Origin of the sequence: Ensifer sp. NM-2 (assembly GCF_003024455.1) — a bacterium.
GTDB lineage: Bacteria > Pseudomonadota > Alphaproteobacteria > Rhizobiales > Rhizobiaceae > Ensifer > Ensifer canadensis.
This window is the reverse complement of record NZ_PVZR01000014.1, coordinates 94,346-114,908: the sequence shown is the minus strand read 5'-3', so window position 1 is coordinate 114,908 and position 20,563 is coordinate 94,346. Positions and strand designations below refer to the sequence as shown.

Annotated in this window: 17 protein-coding genes; 9 read left to right on the top strand and 8 right to left on the bottom strand. The window is 62.3% G+C overall.

Features of this window, described 5'->3' with window-relative positions; translation table 11 throughout:
* Positions 1-119: 119 nt before the first annotated feature.
* Both pepT and C6558_RS24760 read right to left on the bottom strand, forming a co-directional pair.
* Positions 120-1,352, bottom strand: a complete 1,233-nt coding sequence (pepT, locus tag C6558_RS24765; protein WP_057205879.1) for a peptidase T — start codon at positions 1,350-1,352, stop codon at positions 120-122.
* Positions 1,353-1,560: 208 nt separating this feature from the next.
* Positions 1,561-3,096, bottom strand: a complete 1,536-nt coding sequence (locus tag C6558_RS24760) for an MFS transporter (protein WP_084815168.1) — start codon at positions 3,094-3,096, stop codon at positions 1,561-1,563.
* A gap of 171 nt (positions 3,097-3,267) precedes the next feature.
* Here C6558_RS24760 and C6558_RS24755 point away from each other — a divergent pair, with 171 nt between their 5' ends.
* Entirely contained in the window at positions 3,268-4,176 is a 909-nt protein-coding gene (locus C6558_RS24755) for a LysR family transcriptional regulator (RefSeq protein ID WP_025429683.1), read from the top strand.
* Between the two features lie 133 nt (positions 4,177-4,309).
* On the opposite strand, the gene C6558_RS24750 is transcribed toward C6558_RS24755, so the two are convergent.
* From C6558_RS24750 to C6558_RS24735, 4 genes are all read right to left on the bottom strand, one after another.
* Positions 4,310-4,702, bottom strand: a complete 393-nt coding sequence (locus C6558_RS24750; RefSeq protein ID WP_128090501.1) for a hypothetical protein — start codon at positions 4,700-4,702, stop codon at positions 4,310-4,312.
* A 228-nt stretch (positions 4,703-4,930) separates the two neighbouring features.
* Entirely contained in the window at positions 4,931-6,172 is a 1,242-nt protein-coding gene (locus tag C6558_RS24745; RefSeq protein WP_084815166.1) for a saccharopine dehydrogenase family protein, read from the bottom strand.
* Positions 6,173-6,315: 143 nt separating this feature from the next.
* On the bottom strand, positions 6,316-7,413 hold the full coding sequence (gene nspC, locus C6558_RS24740; RefSeq protein ID WP_084815165.1) for a carboxynorspermidine decarboxylase: 1,098 nt from the start codon (positions 7,411-7,413) through the stop codon (positions 6,316-6,318).
* Between the two features lie 50 nt (positions 7,414-7,463).
* Positions 7,464-8,282, bottom strand: coding sequence for a hypothetical protein (locus C6558_RS24735; RefSeq protein WP_107027872.1), 819 nt, complete (start codon positions 8,280-8,282; stop codon positions 7,464-7,466).
* A 761-nt stretch (positions 8,283-9,043) separates the two neighbouring features.
* Between C6558_RS24735 and C6558_RS24730 the strand changes: the two genes are divergently transcribed.
* From C6558_RS24730 to C6558_RS24695, 8 genes are all read left to right on the top strand, one after another.
* Complete coding sequence (locus tag C6558_RS24730; RefSeq protein WP_025429688.1) at positions 9,044-10,090, top strand: LacI family DNA-binding transcriptional regulator; 1,047 nt, start codon at positions 9,044-9,046, stop codon at positions 10,088-10,090.
* A gap of 2 nt (positions 10,091-10,092) precedes the next feature.
* Positions 10,093-11,070, top strand: coding sequence for a sugar ABC transporter permease (locus tag C6558_RS24725; RefSeq protein ID WP_084815163.1), 978 nt, complete (start codon positions 10,093-10,095; stop codon positions 11,068-11,070).
* Positions 11,070-11,966, top strand: coding sequence for a carbohydrate ABC transporter permease (locus C6558_RS24720; RefSeq protein ID WP_053247821.1), 897 nt, complete (start codon positions 11,070-11,072; stop codon positions 11,964-11,966). Before C6558_RS24725 ends, C6558_RS24720 begins: the two co-directional genes overlap by 1 nt.
* Positions 11,967-12,015: 49 nt before the next feature.
* The gene (locus C6558_RS24715; RefSeq protein WP_225906381.1) at positions 12,016-13,440 is read left to right on the top strand and encodes an extracellular solute-binding protein; all 1,425 of its coding nucleotides are present in this window, start codon (positions 12,016-12,018) and stop codon (positions 13,438-13,440) included.
* Positions 13,427-14,611, top strand: a complete 1,185-nt coding sequence (locus C6558_RS24710) for an ADP-ribosylglycohydrolase family protein (RefSeq protein ID WP_057205892.1) — start codon at positions 13,427-13,429, stop codon at positions 14,609-14,611. The genes C6558_RS24715 and C6558_RS24710 overlap by 14 nt, the downstream gene beginning before the upstream one ends.
* 17 nt (positions 14,612-14,628) lie before the next feature.
* On the top strand, positions 14,629-16,737 hold the full coding sequence (locus C6558_RS24705; RefSeq protein ID WP_245317908.1) for an ADP-ribosylglycohydrolase family protein: 2,109 nt from the start codon (positions 14,629-14,631) through the stop codon (positions 16,735-16,737).
* Between the two features lie 79 nt (positions 16,738-16,816).
* Positions 16,817-17,872, top strand: coding sequence for an ABC transporter ATP-binding protein (locus C6558_RS24700; RefSeq protein ID WP_084815162.1), 1,056 nt, complete (start codon positions 16,817-16,819; stop codon positions 17,870-17,872).
* The gene (locus C6558_RS24695; RefSeq protein ID WP_057212711.1) at positions 17,869-19,086 is read left to right on the top strand and encodes a CaiB/BaiF CoA-transferase family protein; all 1,218 of its coding nucleotides are present in this window, start codon (positions 17,869-17,871) and stop codon (positions 19,084-19,086) included. Before C6558_RS24700 ends, C6558_RS24695 begins: the two co-directional genes overlap by 4 nt.
* A 37-nt stretch (positions 19,087-19,123) precedes the next feature.
* On the opposite strand, the gene C6558_RS24690 is transcribed toward C6558_RS24695, so the two are convergent.
* Together C6558_RS24690 and C6558_RS24685 are read right to left on the bottom strand one after the other, a co-directional pair.
* Positions 19,124-19,537 carry a VOC family protein gene (locus tag C6558_RS24690; protein ID WP_057206150.1) on the bottom strand — a complete coding sequence of 138 codons (414 nt, stop codon included), beginning with the start codon at positions 19,535-19,537 and terminating at the stop codon, positions 19,124-19,126.
* 2 nt (positions 19,538-19,539) lie between these two features.
* Positions 19,540-20,556 (bottom strand): threonine/serine dehydratase, encoded by a 1,017-nt coding sequence (locus tag C6558_RS24685; RefSeq protein ID WP_084815161.1) that lies wholly within the window; start codon positions 20,554-20,556, stop codon positions 19,540-19,542.
* Between the last annotated feature and the right edge of the window lie 7 nt (positions 20,557-20,563).

The following is a 20,563-nucleotide window of genomic DNA, read 5'->3' as shown; positions in this document are numbered from 1 at the left end:
GCGTCGCCGTGACGACTCTCCGAAACGACAAGAGCCGAAGCACGTTGCGCGTGCTTCGGCTCTTTTTGCTTCCGACGATCCTATCTCGAAAAAAGCTGCGCTCGTTCGGATGACAAGCGTCAGGCGCGTTCTTCCCAGACCTTTGCCAGCTCGACCAAGGTCTTGACGGCCCGTTCCATATCCTGGCGGCTCACCCATTCCAGCGGCGAGTGGAAGGCATGGCCGCCGGCGAAGATGTTGGGGCAGGGCAGGCCCATGAACGACAGGCGCGAACCGTCGGTGCCGCCGCGGATGCTGCCGCGCACCGGCGTCATGCCCGCACGCCGCACCGCCTCGAGCGCATTGTCGGCGATCTCGGGATTGCGGGCGAGGATCGCCTTCATGTTGCGGTACTGCTGCTTGACCTCGAAGGTGTAGGATGACCCCGGATAGGCGGCGATCACGTCCTTGACGATGCCTTCGAGCATGGCTTCCTTGGTCGCCAGGCCCTCGTCCTCGAAATCGCGGACGATCAGGCTGAGGCTGGCCTTTTCCATCGTGCCGGTGACGCCGGTCGGGTGAATGAAGCCTTCGCGGCCTTCCGTGCTTTCAGGGGCGATGTCCTTCGGCAGGCGATCGATGATGGCGCCGGCGATCTTGATGGCGTTCTCCATCTTGCCCTTGGCAAAGCCCGGATGGATGGCAACGCCTGAAATGGCGATCTCGACACCGTCGGCGGAGAAGGTCTCGTCTTCGATATGGCCGGCGGTTTCGCCGTCGATGGTATAGCCGAACTGGGCGCCGAGCTTCTTCAGGTCGACCTTGTCGGCGCCGCGGCCGACTTCTTCGTCGGGGGTGAACAGGATGCGGATGGTGCCGTGCCTGACGTCGGGATTGTCCATCAGGAATTGTGCTGCCGACATGATTTCGGCAACGCCGGCCTTGTCGTCGGCACCCAGGAGCGTCGTGCCATCGGTGGTGATGATGTCATTGCCGATCTGGTCGAGCAGCACAGGATGCTCGCTGACGCGAATGACCTGCTGCGGGTCGCCCGTTAGCCGGATGTCGCCGCCCTGGTAATTCCTAACGATCTGCGGCTTGACGTTGGTACCGGTGAAATCCGGTGCCGTGTCCATATGAGAACAGTAGCAGATGACCGGAACCGGCTTGTCGACGTTTGAGGGAATTGTTGCGTAGACATAGCCGTGTTCGTCGAGATGCGCGTCCGATACGCCCATTGCCAGCAGCTCTTCGACCAGCAGTCGGCCGAGCGTCTTCTGTTTCTCGGTGGTGGGCGTGGTCTTCGACTTGGCATCCGATTGAGTGTCGATAACGACGTAACGGAGGAAGCGATCGATAACAGTGTCGGTCATAAGCAACGTGTCCAATATATCTGCGTCAACGATGGTCCCGATATAACCGTCGCCGGCGTGCCCGTGAATGGACTTTTCGCCGCGCCGACGCGTTTTGTCGGCGAGGCAGAGGTCGGGTTACGGCGCGGACCGCCATCCATGGTCCATCAGACCAGTCTATCTGGCCCGATGCGCTGCCTTGCCCTTGGTGACTAGTCGGCTACGTGTGTTACGACGATTTCGCCGTCGAACACGCAAGCACCGCTTCCGTCTTGGCGCGGAGACCGAAGACGAGCAGGCTTGCGGCGGCCGACAGCCAGACACCGATGGCGCCATAGAGCATGACCCAGCCGAAACCCTCGCCGAGCGCCGTATGGATGACCGTCTCCGACAGGCCATAGTCCGAAGTCAGCATGCCGCCGGCCGAGATCTTCTCGGCGAGCGTACGCAGCTCGGTGTCGGTCACTCGCCCGAAAAGCGAGCTGTGCAGCGAAGACAGCACGCCTTCGACCAGGATCAGCCCCATCAGCGCGATGTTGATCGCCAGCGAGATCATCCGCGCGCTGGTGTCGATGCCCGAGGCCATGCCGGCGCGCTCCGCGGCGACAGCGCCGGTCGCGGCGTTGGTCACCGTGGTATTGGTGAAGCCGAGGCCGATGCCGGCCAGCACGCACCCCGGCAGCATCGTTAGCCAGCTGGCATTCTCAACGCTGCTGCCGATCTTCATCATGAGGAAGCCGAGACCGATCGTGAACAGGCCGGCCGGGATGACGATCCCTGGACGAAAGCGAAGCATCAGCCGTTCGGCAAAAGGCGGGACGATAAGCGGGGGCAGCGTGTAGGCGAGCAGGGCGATGCTGGCGGTGACGCCGTCATAGCCGAGGCCCGCCTGGAACCAGATCGGCAGATAGATCATGAACGGCCAGAAGCTGATGTTCATGCCCACCGAACCGAACAGCGCACCTGAGAAGCTGCGGATGCGGAACACCGAAAAGTCGAACATCGGCCGGGCGCTGACTTTCTCGGCAATCACGAAGCCGATCAGGCTGACGATGGCAATGCCGAGGATTGACAGTGCGGTCGGGCTGGCAAAGCCGAGTTCGGGGCCTTGGGTAATGAAATAGGCGATGCAGAAGACCGCGGCCGACAACGTCACGATGCCGGCGACGTCGAGGCTCTCGGCGCCAGGATCGCGCGATTCCTTGACGCCTGCGAGCGCAAGCGCCACCGTCACGCCTGAAAGCAGGACGTGGACAAGAAACACCCATTCCCAGCTCAAGAGCGCGACCGTCGCGCCGCCGACGATCGGACCAAAACCGAGGCCGATCCCGAAGATGATGCCCCACCAGCTAAACGCGATCCCGCGCTGGCGGCCGGACTGGAACTGCTGCGACAGGACGGCGATCTGGCAGATGAGCATCACGCCGCCGGCCATGCCCTGGAGGAAGCGGGCGACGATCAATACTGATATGTTGTCGGTCAGCCCGCAGATCAGCGAGGCGATGCCGAAGGCGATGATGCCGGCGACGAAGATGCGCTTGCGGCCGTAGCGATCGGCCAATGTGCCTGCTCCCATCAGAACCGCCGTGACGGCGATGGTGTAGGCGTTCATGATCCATTGCAGCTGCTTGAAATCTGCGCCGAGCACCTGCTCCAGCGTCGGCAAGATTGCCGGAATGCTCGAAATCTCCAGGCCGAACATCAGCGAGGAGAGGCAGACGGCTGCCAGTGCCAGCGCACTGCGGCGGGTTATGGGTTCGTTCATGCTCACGGTCTTTCGATGCTTTGGCGGGCATCGCGGAAAACCGGTTCCGGCTTTTCCACACGCTCCGCCCGAATTGAAATCGCTTGGGGACCGGGGCACCATAGTCTGGCCTTGATCACAACTGAATTGGATGGTTAGGTATTTCAGAGATAACAAAATCGGATGGTTGCGATGACGACTCTGGATGTGGACGCGGTTCAAGCCTTTGTCGCGATTGCCGATTTTCAAAGCTTTACCCGCGCTGCGGAGTTCCTCGGCAGCACGCAAGGGGCGATCAGCGTCAAGCTGAAACGGCTCGAAGATCGGCTCGGCGTCAGGCTGCTCGAGCGCACGCCGAGGCAGGTTCGCCTTTCGGCGCAGGGCGCTGTCTTCATCGAGGGCGCGCGCGAATTCCTCGCCGCCCATGAGCGCGCGCTGGCAGGGCTGTCGTCGACACGTCGCCGCTTCGGCCTCGGCATTGCTGCCCACGTCGCCGGCCCGGAAGTGCCGACATTGCTGGCGCGGCTCTATGCCCATGACCCCGGCCTGTGCATCGAGGTCAGGCTCGAGACATCGCGAAACCTGCTTGGCGCGTTCGACCGCGGAGAGCTCGATGCCGTCATCATCCGGCGCGACGAAGACCGGCGCGATGGCGAGACGCTTGGGCCGGAACATTTCGGCTGGTTCGCCTCACCCGGCTTCAAGCGCGGGCCGGGTGAGCCGCTGCGACTGGCAGCGCTGGCGCCGCTCTGCGGCGTGCGCGACATCGCCACGCGCGCGCTCGACGCGGCCGGCGTTCCCTGGGTGGAGGTGTTCGTCGGCGTGTCGACCGCTGTCAACGCTGCAGTCTCGGCGGGGCTCGCCGTCGGCCCATTCTCCTGTCGCCTTGCGCCCTCCGACACGATCGAAGTCAGCAAACAGTTTGGCCTGCCGCCGCTTCCGTCCTCGGAGATCGTTCTGCATTCGACCCTGACCGACGCGCGATCCCGCAAGGCCCTGCAAACCCTTGCTGCCGCCTTCCGCGAGCGGCATTCGGTAGCGATCGAGACCGACCCATCGGTCCAAAAGACCTGGCCGAAGATCGAGCTGTCGGCATCCTGAGTGCTGCGGGCGAGACTGATCGTGGAGGCCCTGCCCGCTGCTGTTATGTAATGATTCTAAAAGCTACAGCGCTGAAGTCTGCAGCGTCCCGGCCTGAATCAAAAGCGATTTCGGGGACGCCATGGGCGGAAAATTACCGCGTGGTGGCGAAACGCCGTTGCTCCAAGCCGATCCTGCGCGCCGGTGCCGCAGGCGCCTTGACCCAGCCCTGGGCGGCCGGCGCCTTTCTGTCGGGCTTGCTGGCGCTCGGCCCCTTCAGCCAGCGAATGATGGCCTCGAAGCCGTGCTTGGCCAGGCGCTTGGTGATCCGCAGGCTGTCGTCGTCGAGATCGCAGGCAAGGCCGATTTCCTTCCAGTCGAGCTTGTTGCCGCTCTGCGGCGGCATTGCCCGCCGGGTGACGAAATCAAGCATGTAGTGACGGAGGTTGTCGTAGTCGTGCTTGGGAAGGGCGCGGGCAAGCCGGAGCTCGCAAAACGATGCAATCTTTTGATGAAAACTGTGAACCGGGGCAGTCAATGGGGGCATGTCAGTTGGAACTCATACGTGGTTGGCCGGCGAGACGCCGGGGTACGGGCAGCTAAGTGAATCGCGTTAACGAAGCGTTTCGCTAGCCGGGTCGATTCATCGACGTGCCGCGCCGAGAAATCGTTAGAAACGTTGGAAGCCCAATCACCTGGCGATGACTGGGCTTCGTCCATGTACCAGCCAGCCGCCCTAAATGACGACCGACCGGAGATGGTTCGGCTTATTGTTTCAGGAGAACGTCAATGCGCGGTCGCCGTCCGCATCCTTGATGCGGGTGGGAAGTCCGATCCGGTTGAGGATGTCGAGGAACGGGCGCGGCGGCAGTTCTTCGACGTTGACCATCTGCTTCACGTCCCACTCGCCCGAGGCGATCAGCATGGCGGCGGCGACCGGCGGTACGCCGGCGGTGTAGGAGATGCCCTGCGATCCGACTTCTTCGAAAGCGTCCTTGTGGTCGGCGACGTTGTAGATGAAGACTTCGCGTTCCTGCCCGTCCTTGAGGCCCTTGACGAAATCGCCAATGCAGGTCTTGCCCTGATAGTTCGGAGCCAGCGACGACGGATCCGGCAGCACCGCCTTGACCACCTTCAACGGCACGACCTCGAGGCCTTCGGCCGTCTTTACCGGCTGTTCCGACAGGAGGCCGAGGTTCTTCAGGACGGTAAAGACGTTGATGTAGTGATCGCCAAAGCCCATCCAGAAGCGGACGTCGGCGCCGTCCATATGCTTTGCCAGCGAATGAACCTCGTCATGGCCGGTCATGTAGGCCTTGCATTTGCCGACCACCGGCAGGTCGTATTCCTTGCCGACCTCGAACATCGAATTGGTCTGCCACTGGCCGTTCTGCCAGGAATAGACGACGCCGGTGAATTCGCGGAAGTTGATCTCCGGATCGAAGTTGGTGGCGAAATATTTGCCGTGGCTGCCGGCATTGATGTCGACGATATCGACGGCGGTGACCTTGTCGAAATACTCATCCTTGGCGAGGCGCGCATAGGCGTTGACCACGCCCGGGTCGAAGCCGACGCCGAGGATGGCGGTGACGCCCCTTTCCTTGCATTCCTGCGCGCGCTTCCATTCGTAGTTTCCGTACCACGGCGGCGTCTCGCAGATCTTCTTTGGATCTTCGTGGATCGCGGTGTCCATGTAGGCAGCACCCGTATCCATGCAGGCACGCAGCACCGACATGTTGACGAAGGCGGAGCCGACATTGATGACGATGTCGGCCCTGGTCTTTTCGATCAGCGCCTTTGTCGCCTCGACATCCATGGCGTCGAGCGCATGCGCCTCGAGCGTCACTTCGGTTTTCAGGCTCTTTTTCTCGCGGACCGAGTCGACGATCGCGCGGCACTTTTCGACCGTCCTGGATGCGATATGGATGTCTCCCAGTACATCGCAGTTCTGTGCGCATTTGTGCGCCACGACCTGAGCCACGCCACCGGCGCCGATGATGAGAACGTTCTTTTTCATTTCGGGGGATGTCTCCTTTTCCTTTGGGGATATGACGAGCCTAGAGCGCCGTGCGTTCGGACGAACGCATCCTGGACGCTCTAGGTGTTTGATTCCAAAGCATCATGTCCGCCTTAAGTGATGCCACTTGCAGGCGGGATGCTTTAGGAGAGGCTTTGTTCGTAGTCGGCGAAGGTGAATTCGCGGACGAGCCTGACGCTGCCGTCAAGGTCTCGGATGGCGATCGATGGCATGCCGACGCCGTTGAACCAGTTCTTCTTGACCATGGTGTAGCCGGCCGCATCCTGGAACGAGACGCGGTCGCCGACCTTCAATGGCTCGGGAAAGCGGAACTCGCCGAAGATATCGCCGGCAAGGCAGGATTTGCCGCAGATCATGACGCTGTGTGGGCCAGCATTGGGCTCGACCTTTGCGCTTTCGCGGTAGATCAAGAGGTCCAGCATATGCGCCTCGATCGAGCTGTCGACGACGGCGAGATCCTTGCCGTTGTTGAGTGTGTCGAGAACGGTGGTCTCGAGCGTCGTGCTCCGGGTGATCGACGCTTCTCCGGGCTCGAGATAGATCTGGACGCCATGGCGGCCGGAAAAGGCCTTCAGGCGCTCGCAGAAGGCATCGACCGGATAGTCGTCGCCGGTGAAGTGAATACCGCCGCCTAGGCTGATCCACTCGGCGCGGGAAAGTAGCGCGCCGAACTTTTCCTCGATCTCCGACAGCATCCGGTCGAACAGGCCGAAGTCCTTGTTCTCGCAGTTGTTGTGGATCATGAAGCCGCTGATGCGGTCCATGACGGCCTCGACCTTGGCCGCATCCCATTCGCCGAGCCGGCTGAAGGGGCGGGCGGGATCGGCAAGGTCGAAACTGGATGAGCTCATTCCCGGATTGAGGCGCAGGCCGCGGGCGATGCCGGATGCCTTGTCCGCGAAACGGTCCAGCTGGCCGATCGAGTTGAAGATGATCTTGTCGGCATGGCCGATCACCTCTTCGATTTCGTTGTCGCCATAGGCGACGCTGTAGGCATGGGTTTCGCCGCCGAATTTCTCGCGCCCGAGCCGCACCTCATAGAGCGACGAAGAGGTCGTGCCATCCATGTATTCGCGCATCAGATCGAAGACCGACCAGGTGGCGAAACACTTGAGCGCGAGGAGCGCCTTGGCCCCCGATTTGTCGCGCACGTAAGCGATCTTCTCCATGTTTCGAAGCAGCTTCGCCTTGTCGATCAAGTAATAGGGGGTCTGGATCATGATGTGCCTTGTGTCTTCAAAAGCTCGCGGTGTCGGTGAAAGGAGTAGGGCTATCTGATGTGCAGCCCGAGTGCCCGTCGTTTCATGGCGCGGGCGGCAAGCGAGATATTGACCGAGCGCTTCGAGCGATAATTCGTGGCCAATGTCGCCGCCCTGCCTGCGTCGCCCAACAGGATGGAGGTGGGCAAGCGCTCGGGAGCGTGAGAACCGCTTGCCGCCGACGTCGGTTGGAACACTTCGTCTCCCGTCGAGCCCAACCAGATCAGCTCGTGCTCGGCGGGTCGCCGGAGAAAGGCCGCGGCCTCAAGAAAGTCGGCTTGAGCGGCCGCATCCTGCGGGTCGAGAAGAAGGCGTTCCTGGCTGGCGTGGATCGCCGTCCCGATCCTGTGCGGATCGTCCTTCGGTTTGCGCCACAGCAGATATCGTCCGTCGATCACGTCGATATATTCGTCGATCCTGCCGACGGGCAGAGGCTCTTCGGCAAACGGCCCGAAGAACTGGAAGGGATCTGCGGCGGATGCCGGTTCGCGGCTTGCGCATCTGTCCTCCCAAGCTTCGCGCTCGAAGTCGACAATACGTGCGACCGAGACCGCGATTTGCGGCCAGTTCGAAAGCGCTTGCTCGGCTACGCAAAGCGGCAGACCAGCGGCGCGCCAGAGGGCGTGGAGGATGGCAAGGCTGACACGCGCCGTTGCCGACAGGTCGAAGCACTCCGGATCGCCTGCGTCGGCCGGGCGTCGCGCGCCCCTCAGCATGTCGCAATCGAAAAGTTCGCCGAGCGCTGCCCGACTTTCGCCGAATGCGGTGACGATTTCGAGCTCGGTGAACAGGCCCGAGTGCCAGCTGTCAATTTGCGGGATGTTTTTCATATACGCTGTCGAGAACTAAGGGCCTGCTCGCTATCAGGAAGTCCGCTCAAGGCGGCACGAGCCGGCGATCGATTTCATCGTCTCAGCCAAAAGAGAGATAGCTGGGATGGAGTGACATACCCCGGTCGCGTACGACAAAAGCCGCGGCCGGGTTACGATCCCGTTTTCAGGCGAGCGGGTTCTCGAAGGGCATATGAAGTCACGATCAGCATGCCACTATCGTAATTGCGACGGCGCGTATGTCAAGGCGATGCGCCGGATGTGCGGAACCGCCGCACTTTCCCCATGCCCTTCCGCCCAATGGTGCCAGCCGCCCCCGTCCGGTCTCAGCCCAGCAAGGTTGCTGACTGCGGCGCAGCGGCCGAATTGAACGGAAATACGGTGGACGCTGGTTTGGCCGTGCTCGGATCTGAAGGTGAGACGGGAGCCTCACGAGATGGAACAAAATCGCGGCCGCCGTGCGAATATTGGAAGAGCGATCCCGCTCTGGCTTCCGTTCTGGTTTTGCATTGATTGAGAACCGGCGCCCGAGCTGTCACATTATCAGGGTCGCTTGACGTGCAGCCATCCTCCCGGCTGCGATAGCGATGTTCCCTCTGGAGGTTATACACCTCTCAATTTGAGGCCGCCGTCTGAACGGTGGCCTTTTTCTTTTTCTGTGTTCGACCGCTGGCAAAGCCGCATCCGAAGGGGTGGACTTGCGGACTCGAAATCTCCGTGGTAACGTTCCCATGAGTTCATGCCATGGGAGGGCGTGTTTGATGCAGCGGAGGCGGCCGACGATCATTGACGTCGCGCGCAAGGCGGGGGTGTCCAAGAGCACCGCCGGCCGGGCACTCTCCGGCGCGTCCAATGTCACGGACGAGGCGCGCGAGCGGGTTCTCGATGCGGCCCGTGCCGTCGGCTATGAGCGCAACGATCTCGCCGTCGGCATGCGGTCCGGCCGCACCGGTTTGCTTGGTCTCGTCATCCCTGACATTACCAACCCGTTCTGGGCCGAGGTGGCGCGCGGTGCGCAGGATCGCGCGGTCGAAAACGGGGCCTCGCTGCTGGTGTTTTCTTCCGATTGGGATCACAGCCGCGAAGCCAGCCACCTCCGGGCCCTGCGGCAGGCACGGGTCGATGGCGCGATTATCAATCCGGTCGCCGACAATTTCGACGATCTCGACAGGTTCGGACTGCCCTTCGTGCTGATCGGCTCGAGTGCCGAGCGTTTTCCGGCGACCTCCAGTGTCGGTTCCGATATCGCCCAGGCGGTACGGCTCGGCATGGACCATCTGGTTTCCAAGGGGCATCATGCGCCGGCGCTGATCCTGGGGCCGAAGTCGCGTATCGCGCGGGCCCGGTTTCTGCGGACTTTCCACGAGCATTGCGTCGACCGCGACATCGACCCGACAGCACTTCCAATGGAAGACGGTGAATATACCGTCGAAGGCGGGCGCACGGCGATGATGCGGTTGCTGCAACGCGACCGGGTCGGCCATCTCGCGGTCTTCGCCGCCAACGATCTGATGGCGCTTGGCGCCATGGTCGCAGTCCGCGAAGCCGGGCTTCGCTGCCCGGAGGATGTCTCGATCCTCGGTTTCGACGGCATTCCCGCAGGCGCATTTTCCTGGCCGGGACTGACGACGGTTGCCAAGCCCGGGCGTGAGATCGGCGTGCGCGCCGTCGACTGCCTGTTCGATGAAATCGCCGGCCGTCCCGAGCATGGCCGGGTGTTCATGCCATGCCGGCTGATCGAGCGCGGCTCGTTGGCCGATCTGTCGCTTGACCAGCCCAGACGCGCAGCAAGCTCCGGGAGGGGGTAGGAATGACCAATCGTGACGAGGTGGTGATCTCGCCTAAGTTTGGGAACGTTCCCAAATCAAGCGCACGCCGCAAGACGGGACGCGTTGCGCTCGCCGCCGACGGCTGGCGGCGCTGGTGGCCCTATTACGTCATGATGGCGCCGGGCATCCTGTTCTTCCTCGTCTTCCATTACCTGCCCATCTGGGAGGCGCGCATCGCCTTCGAACAGGTCCGGATCGTGCCGCCCAACATCTGGGTGGGCATCAAGCATTTCCAGGTGCTGTTCTCCTCACCGGTGTTCTGGCAGGTGCTCGCCAACACGCTGATCATCTCCGCGATGAAGATGGTATTCTTCCTGCCGGTGCCGATCATCGTCGCGCTGCTCCTGAACGAGGTTCGCGGCGGGTCGCTGCGCAAGTTCATCCAGTCGGCGATCTACCTGCCGCATTTCCTGTCCTGGGTGGTGATCGCCGGCATCTTCATCGCGGCGCTGTCGCCGACCGACGGTGCCGTCAACAATCTCATGGGCATGGCCGGCATGGCGCCCCGCTCGTTCATGACCGATACCGGCGCTATCCGCTGGGTACTCGTCTTCACGGAAATCTGGCGTTCGGCCGGTTGGGACAGCCTGCTCTATCTCGCCGCCATTATCGCTATCGACCAGCAGCTCTATGACGCAGCCGAGATCGACGGCGCCAACCGCTGGCAGAAGATCAGGCATGTCACCCTGCCGGGCATCGTGCCGACGATCGCGACGCTGTTCATCCTCAACGCCGGCATGTTCCTCAACGCCGACCTCAACCAGGTGATCAACCTCTCCAACGACGTAGTGCGCAGCAAGATCGATATCGTCGACACCTATGTCTACCGCATCGGTTTGCAGACCGGCGAATACTCTTTGGCAACGGCCGCCGGCCTGTTCAAGGCCGTGCTCGGCACGATGATGATCGTGATTGCCCACTTCGTTTCCAAACGCCTGACCGGGAAGGGAGTCTGGTAATGGCCCTGTCACGCAAGACCCCGATCGAACGCATCGAATATGCGATCATCGTTTCGACGCTGCTGTTGCTCGTCGTCGTCACGGTCCAGCCGATCCTCAACCTGCTCGCCGTCTCGCTGTCGGAGCCGGCAAAGGTGCCGGGCATGAGCGGGCTGACCATCATACCCAGGGGCTTCTCCTTCGAGGTCTGGAGCGTTCTCCTGCAGCACCCCAATGTGCAACGCGGCATCTTCAACTCGATCTTCATTACCGCCGTCAGCACCGTGATCGGCGTCGTCGGCACCGCACTGATGGCCTGGGGCCTTTCGCGGCCCGGCCTGCCTGGCCGCAAGGCGCTGTTCATCCTCGTTCTCGTCACCATCGTGTTCGAGCCCGGCATCATTCCGGACTACTTCGTCAACAAGCGCCTCGGCCTTCTCGACAGCTACTGGTCGGTGATCCTCTTCAAGGCGGTCAACGCCTGGTACCTGATCATCCTCATCCGCTTCTTCGAGGAAATCCCAAAGGAGCTGCTGGAAGCCGCCGAACTCGATGGCGCCAACCCTTTCCAGGTGTTCTGGCATCTGGTCCTTCCGCTCGCCAAGCCGGCGCTCGCGACCATCTCGCTGTTTTATCTCGTCTTTCACTGGAACGAGTTCTTCCGCGCGATGATCTATCTGAACGATCAGGGCAAGTGGCCGTTGCAGGTGGTGCTGCGCCAGTTTGTCATCGACGGTGACAAGGTCGCGATCGTCGGCGCCAACAACGCCAGCAACAATACCGGCGCGAGCCAGATCGATCTGAGGTCGCTCAAGGCCGGCATGATCCTTCTGACCATCGTGCCGATCCTGGCGATCTACCCGCTGATCCTGAAATTCTTCACCAAGGGAACCATGAGCGGCGCGCTCAAGGGGTGACGACGACACGAGACACGACAAAGAAGCCTATCTAAACGGAGGAGACGAAATGCTTAGAAAAATGGTCCTGCTGGCATCGACAGCCCTGGCGCTCAGCCTTGGTGCTGCCGCCCCGACAATGGCCGAACCGGTCAAGATCCGGGTTGTGTCCAAGGACTTCACCCCATCCAACCCAGACGACGTCAAGCACCTGCAGCGTATTGAGGAAGCGCTCCGGGCGCAGGGCACCGATCTCGACATCGAACTCGTCGACCTGCCGTCTTCCGGCTATGCCGACAAGCTGTCGGTCATGCTGCTTTCGGGCGATATCCCCGACCTGATCTATTTTCAGGGTGGCGACGCCAAGATGGTCGAGCAGGGCGTGCTTGAAGACCTCGGCCCGATGTTGGCCGACACCAAGTACCTGAAGGACGCGCTGTGGCCGCACAATGTCGAGCGCCTCAAGAACTATCCCTACCTGCTCTACGTCTATCCGGTACGCGGACCCCAGCCGGTGATCCGCAAGGACTGGCTGGAAAAGACCGGCCTCAAGGCGCCCGAAACCGTCGAAGACTATGTGACTTTGTTCAAGGCCATCAAGGACGGTGATCTCGACGGCAATGGCGTCGCCGACAGCTACGGCGTGACCACGGCCGACAACACCAACGAGCTCGATTCGATCTTCAACCAGGCCTTCGGCATCACCGGAACCTGGATGAAGAACGCAGGCGGTGAGTGGGTGCAGTCGCGCATCACCTCCCAAGAGAAGGATAAGATCGCCTTCTACGCCTCGCTGCGCGAGCAGGGCCTCTACGATCCCGAATACATCACCACCAAGTTCGACGTGAAGGAAGACAAGTTCTACACCGGCCGGGCGGGCGTGATCTTCGGCTCCTCCGGCGAAGTCATCGACATCTATGGCGGCAAGATGCGCCAGGTCCATCCGGGTACCGAACTGGTGCTTCTGGCGCCACCGAAGGGACCGGGCGGGCAGGGCCTTGCAGCGGTCGACGTCTCCAAGGAATCGCGCGGGCTGGCGATTTCCGCCATCTCCGAGCACAAGGCCGAAGTGATGAAGCTGCTCGACTTCATGGCGAGCCCCGAAGGCCAGATGTTCGATCGCCTCGGCTTCGAGGGTCAGGAATACACCAAGGACGGCGACAGCTACAAAGTCACCGACAAGATCGCGACATGGTACGCCCGTTTCATGGTTGCGGCCAACTGGACCCCACCCGTCGTTTGGCAGTCCGAAGCGGCGCAGCAGTCGCTGGCGACGATCCAGAAGGACTTCAAGCCGGACAACACCTTCGTGTGGCCGGCGGACTACGCGGCCGATCTCGACGCGACCGAAAACGTCTATCGGTCCTGGGTCTACAAGTTCATCTCCGGCGCCGCCAAGATGGATCAGTGGGACCAGTATGTCGCGGAGTGGGAAGCGGCAGGGGGAAAACGTCTCAACGAGTATGCAAGGACAGTTCTAGATGCAGAAAAGTAGCGTTCAAGGGCTCTCCCTGAAGGGGAGGGTCCGCGCGCTCATCCATGGCGTCGCGCTCGGCGACGCCATGGGGGCGCCGGTTGAAAAGCTGCCGGCCGCGGAGATCGCGGCCAGGTATGGGCGGGTGACGTCGCTTAACACCGAGTGGCACAAGATGTCGCTGGATGCCACGGCCCGCAACGGCCGGGTGCGCGGCAACGGCATCGTCACCGACGACACGCTGATGACGCTCTGCCTGATGGATATCTATGGCGAGGTCCGCAGGCATCTCGATGCCTGGGACATGGCCGACGGCATGGTCAAGCAGATCGCCTGGGTGCCGCGCTACGTGCCGGAACTGCAGCGCGAAGCGATGCTGATCGAGCGGCTGTTCTATCCCGAGAAGTGGATATTCCAGCGCCACCAGCTTACCTCGTGCGATCCGCGCCAAGGTGGCATCGGCAACATGGTCAATTGCGGCGCGGCGATGTATGTGGCGCCGATCGGCGTCGTCAATGCCTGCGATCCGAAGGCCGCCTATGACGAGGCGATCGCATTCGCCTCCGGCCACCAGGAAAGCTTCGGGCTTGAAGCTGCCGGCGCGTTTGCCGCCGCAGTCGCCGCGGCCTTCATCCCGGGAACGGATATCGAAGGCGTGATCGAAGCGGTTCTGGCACTGGCCAAGGACGGCACGCGCAACGCCATTGCTGACATCGCCGAAGTTGCCCGCAAGCTCAAGGCGCAGGGTGCGGACTATCAGACCGTCGTTGCCGCGTTTCATGCGGCCATCGCGCCCTATTCTCCCATGGGCGACGACGTCAACCACACGCCCGCCAAGGCAGGGCGGCTGACTGCCGCCTATCAGCCAAGCCGCCTCGGCTCGATCGAGGAACTGCCTTTGGCACTTGGATTCTGCCTGTTCAACGACGGCGATTTCCGCCGGTCGATCGAGGATGGCATCAATTCCGGCCGCGATACCGACTCGATCGGCGTCATGGCCGGCGCGATTCTTGGCGCGATGCATGGCGAAGGCGTCATCGATGCCGCCGACCACGCCCTGCTCGACGATGTCAACAAGCTGGACCTCACCGCCTCCGCCGATCGGTTCTCCGAAACGGCGACCATCATCCAGGCCGCCGACCAGGCGGTAGCCGACCGGCGGACCAGCTTCCGCGCTGCCCTCACATTCTGATTGATAACGAAAGACGCATGATGCCCAAGCTCAGCAAAGAGACGATTTACGAGAAGATCTATGCCGGTTTCATCGGCAAGGCCATTGGCGTTCGCCTTGGTGCGCCGGTCGAACCGACGATCTGGAGCTATGAGCGCGTCCAGAAGACCTATGGCGAAGTTACCCAGTACCTGCGCGATTTCAAGAATTTTGCCGCCGATGACGACACCAACGGCCCGGTCTACTTCATCCGTGCTCTGCGCGACTATGGCCTCAAGGCCAGTGCGGCCGATGTCGGCAAGACCTGGGTGAACTATGCCGCCGAAGAGCATGGCATGTACTGGTGGGGCGGTTTCGGCGTCTCGACCGAACACACCGCCTACCGCAACCTGCGCGCCGGCATCCCCGCGCCGCAGTCCGGATCGATCGCCCAGAACGGCGCAACCGTTGCCGAACAGATCGGCGGCCAGATCTTCATCGACAGCTGGGGCTGGGTGCATCCGGGCGAGCCGCAGAAGGCGGCTGACGCTTCGGCCCGTGCGGCAAGCGTCGCCCATGACGGCGACGGCCTGAATGGCGCCCGCTTCTGCGCTGCCGCAATCGCCAAGGCATTCGAGGCGACGTCGATCGCCGAGGTGATCGACGCTGCCATGGCGACCATTGACGCAAAATCGACCTATGCCCGCGTTGCGCAGGCCGTGATCGACTTCCACAAGGCCAGCCCCGGCAACTGGCGCGCCTGCCGTGACATGCTGACGGCCGAATGGGGCTATGACCGCTATCCCGGCGTCTGCCACATCATCCCGAACGCCGGTGTCACTGTCATGGCGATCCTTTATGGCGAAGGCGATCTGCCGCGCACCGCCGAGATCGCGACCATGGCCGGCTGGGATACCGACTGCAACGCCGGCAATGCCGGTGCCATCGTAGGCACGTTCCAGGGGCTTCAGCCGAACTGGCACAAGTACCGCAAGCCAATCAACGACTTCATCGTCGCCTCGGGCGTCGTCGGCTCGATCAACATCGTCGATATTCCGTCTTTTGCCCGGGAACTGACCGTGCTGGCGCTGCAACTGCGCGAAGACGATGTGCCGGCCCTTTGGTTCGAGGACTTTACCCGCCGTGGCGTCCGCTTCGACTTCGATCTGCCGGGCTCGACCCATGGTTTCCGCACCGAGGGCTTCAACCAGATCAGCCTCAAGGGCTCGGCCGAAAGGCAGGCCGAAGGCTCGCGCGGCTCGCTCGAGATCCAGCTTGACCGGCTCGAGCGCGGCCAGGGTGGACGTATCTTCTGGAAGCCGTTCTATCGCCGGTCCGATTTCGACGACGAGCGCTATCGTCCGATGTTCTCGCCGCTGGTCGATGCCGGCCAGAAAGTGTCGTTCAAGCTATGGCTCGATCCGTGGAACGGTGACGGCAACCTGCGCGTCGCGCCCTATATCCGCCGCGCGATGTCAGGCGCGATCGAAGAGACCGGTGCGTGGCACGTTCCCAACCACGAAGGCTGGCAGGACTACGCATTCACCGTGCCGGAAGGCGCCGAAGCGATCGACGAGATCGGCATTCAGGTCGAGTACTTCGGTCGTCTGAAATTCCTCGGCCGCCTGTTCCTCGCCGATTTCAAGATCGAGGGTGCTGGCAAGACTGTCATCGACCCCAAGACCGAAGTGCAGGAGTGGGGTGCGATCTCGCGCTTTACCTGGAACCGTGGTCACTGGACGCTGCAGGACGGCCGCATTCACGCCCATACGGCCAGCGATGCCGATATGTGGACGGGCCATTACTACGCCCGCGACGTCGAGGTCCTGGCGGATATCAAGCCGCTTACCGGGCCGTCGCAACTGGTGACGGCCCGCGTGCAGGGCACCAGCCGGTTCTATGCCGCAGGCTTCGACGGCGACGACGTCGTCATCCTCAAGGAGGATTTCGGCACCACCGTTCTCGCGCGCGCCCCGTTCAAGCGTGAGCTCGGCAAGAGCTACGGTTTCGCGTTTTCGGTAAAGGGCGATGCGCTGTCCTTTGCCATCGACGGCAAGCCGTTGATCGAGGCGAGCGATGACCAGTTTGCCTATGGCATGGCCGGCCTTCGCCTCGGCGCGCTCGGTCGCATGAGCGTCGGAACGTTCGAGATTATCGAGTCCGCCTGAGCGGGTTTGATCCTGCCTGCCGGTCCAACGGGCCGGCGGGCCAAGAACCGCGTCGGCGTATCAAGTGGGAGGAGAGACCATGTCCGAGATCGAACTGCGGAATGTGGGCAAGAGTTACGGCAGCCTGTCGGTGCTCGATAATATTTCGCTGGACATGGGCAGCGGCGAATTCGTGGTCCTAGTCGGCCCGTCCGGTTGCGGAAAGTCGACGCTGCTGCGGATGATCGCCGGGCTGGAAGACATCAGCGCCGGCGAAATCACCATCGGCGGACGCATCGTCAACGACATGCCGGCCAAGGAGCGCGACCTTGCCATGGTGTTCCAGAGCTATGCGCTCTATCCGCACATGAAGGTAGCAGACAACATGAGCTTCGCGCTGAAGCTTGCCGGTGTTTCGAAGAGCGAGATCAGTCGCCGCGTCAACGAAGCCGCCGACATCCTCGGGCTCGAACACCTGCTCGAACGGCTTCCGCGCGAACTGTCGGGCGGTCAGCGTCAGCGTGTGGCCATGGGGCGCGCCATCGTGCGCGATCCGCGTGCATTTCTCTTCGACGAGCCGCTTTCCAACCTCGACGCCAAGCTCCGGGTTAAGATGCGCGGCGAGATCAAGAAGCTGCATCAGCGCCTGGGCAAGACCACGATCTACGTCACCCACGACCAGACGGAAGCCATGACCATGGCCGACAAGATCGTCGTTCTGAACGGCGGCAAGATCGAGCAGATGGGGCCGCCGCTGGAGCTTTACAAAAACCCGCAGAACCTGTTCGTTGCCAGCTTCATCGGCTCGCCTGAGATCAACCTCTTGCGTGGCGAGGTCGACGGCCAGATGCTACGGCTTGCCGACGACGCCCGCCTGCCGCTGCCTTCGGGCCATGGGCTCGCACAGGGGCGCAAGGTCGTCTACGGCATCCGCCCGCAACACATCCAGCTTGCCGACAACGGCATCGCCGCCGAGGTTGTGCTGGTCGAGCCGACCGGGGAGGCACAGGAGGTCATGCTGCGACTCGAGACCACGGATATCACCGTGGTTCTCGGCGAAAGCGCATTACTGCAATCGGGCGCGAACGTGACGATCGGTTTCGACACCGCCAATATCCTATTGTTCGACGACAAGACCGGCGGGCGCATCCAATGAGCGAATTTGCCAGGAAACACTGGGATCCGAACGCCGAGGGGCCTCTCGAAGGGGTCAAGGTTCTCGACCTTTCGCGTCTCGTCGCCGGCAACATGTTGTCGCTGCAGCTTGCCGATTTCGGCGCCGACGTGATCAAGATCGAACCGCCGGCCGGTGATCCGCTGCGCGAATGGAAAGACGAAGGCCTGTCGCTGTTCTGGAAGACCTATGGGCGCAACAAGCGCTCTGTCGTCCTGAATTTGCGCGAAACGGCCGACCGCGAGGCACTCTGGGCGCTGGTTGCGAGCGCCGACGTCTTCATCGAGAATTTTCGCCCGGGAACGCTCGAACAGATGGGCTTTGGCCCGGAGGCGCTGCTCGCGCGCAATCCCGATCTCGTCGTCGTGCGCATATCCGGTTTCGGGCAGACAGGCCCCTATGCGGAATTTCCCGGCTTCGGCACCATCGTCGAAGGCATGAGCGGCTATGCCTACCGCACCGGTTTTCCCGACCGCGAACCTGTGCTGCCGCCGCTCGCGCTCGCCGACATGATCGCCGGTGTCTACGGCATGTCGGCGACGATGACGGCGCTCTTTGCGCGCGAAAAGGGCAGAGCGCGCGGGCAGGTCATCGACCTGTCGCTGCTGGAGCCGATCTTTTCCGTGCTTGGCCCCGAGGCCGGCATCTACGCGCTCAACGGCACGGTCAAGGAACGCATCGGCAGCGCCTCGAACACCGCATGCCCGCGCAACGTCTACCGCTGCGCCGATGGCAAATACGTCGCGCTCTCCGGTTCGACGCCGGCGGTCGCCCGGCGGATATTCGAGATCATCGGCCGGGCCGACATGAACGATGATCCGCGCTTCCGCTCCAACAGCGAACGCCTCAAGCATCGCGATCTGGTCGATGACGCCATCGGAGCCTGGTTTGCCGTGCGCTCGCATGACGAAGCCCTTGCCACCATGCGCGACAGTGGCGCAACGGTCGGGCCGATCTACAACATTGCCGACGCCACCGAGGACGCACATTTTGCCGAGCGCGAGGTGATCGTATCGCTGGATGATGCGGAGCACGGTGCGCTGCCCATGCACAACATCGTGCCGCGCATGTCCGAAACACCGGGACGCTTCCGGCGTCCGGCACCGGCGCTTGGTGAACATACGGCCGAGGTGCTGGCAGAAGTGGGGTTTAATGCCACGATAGCGGCGGCGATCGTTGCCGGAGCAGGCCGATAAGGCTGCGTCCCGCTTTACGCGCCGGCCATTCGGACCGTTACGGTAAAAGGGGCAGAAGGTCATCTCTACAGACGACATGCACCTTGTTGCCGTCGGGGTCGCGCAGATATGCACCGTAGTAGCCATCTCCATAGTGCGGCCTCGGACCGGGAACGCCCTCGTCCGTACCGCCGGCCGCAAGGCCGGCAGCATGGGCCTGGTCGACCGCCGCAGGTGTCGGCGCGAGAAATGCGACCATGCTACCGTTTCCCACACTGGCAGGCTTCCTGTCGAACGGCTCATAGACGTAGAAGCGCGGCAATGCCTGACCTGATGCGATCCAGCACGCTGCAGCCGGTCCGCCATCCGGAGCAACTGTTCGCCTGACAAGACCAAGAGGCGCGAGAACGGCGTCGTAGAAGACGGAGGCACGATCAAGGTCGCTGCAACCAACCGTGACGTGGCTGAACATGTTCATGCCCTGCCGACCGTTGGCTCTCCACTCGCCAGGATGGCGCCGGCAAGATCCAAATCGACGTTCCGGCCGGATAGCGTGACGGCAAACGTACGTCCCTCGAGCGGTATCTTGCGGGCGAGCACAGCCGCCAACGCGACAGCGCTTCCAGGCTCGAGAGCCAAGCCGAATTCGCTGAAGGCCACGCGCATGGCCTCCTTTGCTTCGTCATCCGTGACAGCAAGCGTACCGGCCAGATCAGGTCTGATGATCTCGAAGGGAATCTCTGCCATGTAGAGCCCGCTGATGGCGTCGCAGATCGAATGGCCGCCTGGTGCCAGGTTGATGCGTTTGCCGGCTGCGAGCGATTTCGCCATCTTCTCGAACCCAACGGCCTCGACGCCATAAACCTTGGTGGACGGAGACGCCTTGCTCAACCCCAGCAGGCAACCGGCGGTCAGTCCGCCGCCGGAGCAGCAGGTCAGCAATACATCGATCTGGGCATTCAGCCTCGCGGCCTGTTCCGCCATTTCAAGCGCGACGGTGCCGGCACCGGCAACCACCCAGAAATCGTCGGCCGGCGGTATAAGCACCCGATCCTCGCGACGCGTGATTTCAGCTGCCACGTCGGCGAGGTCTTTCATCGGAACCTTCACGACGCGTGCTCCATAGGCCGCGATCCGTTCGGCCTTTGCCGCCGGTGCGGTCTCCGGCACGACGACCACGGCTGATGTGCCCATCAGGCCGGCGCAATAGGCAATCGCAAGGCCGTGATTGCCGGAAGACCGGGCGACGACGCCACGCCGCCGTTCGTCGTCGGTCAGCGACCCCACCCTGTTGACCGCGCCACGCAGCTTGAACGAACCCGTGACCTGCAGGCTTTCAGCCTTGAGCAGCAACCGGCCACCATGTTTCTGGTTGAGATATTGCGATTCCAGCAGGGGCGTCTCGATGCAGTATTTGCCGATACGGCGGGCGGCCGCTTCGACATCGTGTAGAGTTGGCAGGGAAGTTGTCGGGACGGTGGAGAATGGCATGACGTTG

Coding starts and splice junctions, on each gene's coding strand:
- pepT (WP_057205879.1), bottom strand. CDS start 1,352: ATGACCGACACTGTTATCGATCGCTTCCTCCGTTACGTCGTTATCGAC.
- C6558_RS24760 (WP_084815168.1), bottom strand. CDS start 3,096: ATGAACGAACCCATAACCCGCCGCAGTGCGCTGGCACTGGCAGCCGTC.
- C6558_RS24755 (WP_025429683.1), top strand. CDS start 3,268: ATGACGACTCTGGATGTGGACGCGGTTCAAGCCTTTGTCGCGATTGCC.
- C6558_RS24750 (WP_128090501.1), bottom strand. CDS start 4,702: ATGCCCCCATTGACTGCCCCGGTTCACAGTTTTCATCAAAAGATTGCA.
- C6558_RS24745 (WP_084815166.1), bottom strand. CDS start 6,172: ATGAAAAAGAACGTTCTCATCATCGGCGCCGGTGGCGTGGCTCAGGTC.
- nspC (WP_084815165.1), bottom strand. CDS start 7,413: ATGATCCAGACCCCCTATTACTTGATCGACAAGGCGAAGCTGCTTCGA.
- C6558_RS24735 (WP_107027872.1), bottom strand. CDS start 8,282: ATGAAAAACATCCCGCAAATTGACAGCTGGCACTCGGGCCTGTTCACC.
- C6558_RS24730 (WP_025429688.1), top strand. CDS start 9,044: ATGCAGCGGAGGCGGCCGACGATCATTGACGTCGCGCGCAAGGCGGGG.
- C6558_RS24725 (WP_084815163.1), top strand. CDS start 10,093: ATGACCAATCGTGACGAGGTGGTGATCTCGCCTAAGTTTGGGAACGTT.
- C6558_RS24720 (WP_053247821.1), top strand. CDS start 11,070: ATGGCCCTGTCACGCAAGACCCCGATCGAACGCATCGAATATGCGATC.
- C6558_RS24715 (WP_225906381.1), top strand. CDS start 12,016: ATGCTTAGAAAAATGGTCCTGCTGGCATCGACAGCCCTGGCGCTCAGC.
- C6558_RS24710 (WP_057205892.1), top strand. CDS start 13,427: ATGCAGAAAAGTAGCGTTCAAGGGCTCTCCCTGAAGGGGAGGGTCCGC.
- C6558_RS24705 (WP_245317908.1), top strand. CDS start 14,629: ATGATGCCCAAGCTCAGCAAAGAGACGATTTACGAGAAGATCTATGCC.
- C6558_RS24700 (WP_084815162.1), top strand. CDS start 16,817: ATGTCCGAGATCGAACTGCGGAATGTGGGCAAGAGTTACGGCAGCCTG.
- C6558_RS24695 (WP_057212711.1), top strand. CDS start 17,869: ATGAGCGAATTTGCCAGGAAACACTGGGATCCGAACGCCGAGGGGCCT.
- C6558_RS24690 (WP_057206150.1), bottom strand. CDS start 19,537: ATGTTCAGCCACGTCACGGTTGGTTGCAGCGACCTTGATCGTGCCTCC.
- C6558_RS24685 (WP_084815161.1), bottom strand. CDS start 20,556: ATGCCATTCTCCACCGTCCCGACAACTTCCCTGCCAACTCTACACGAT.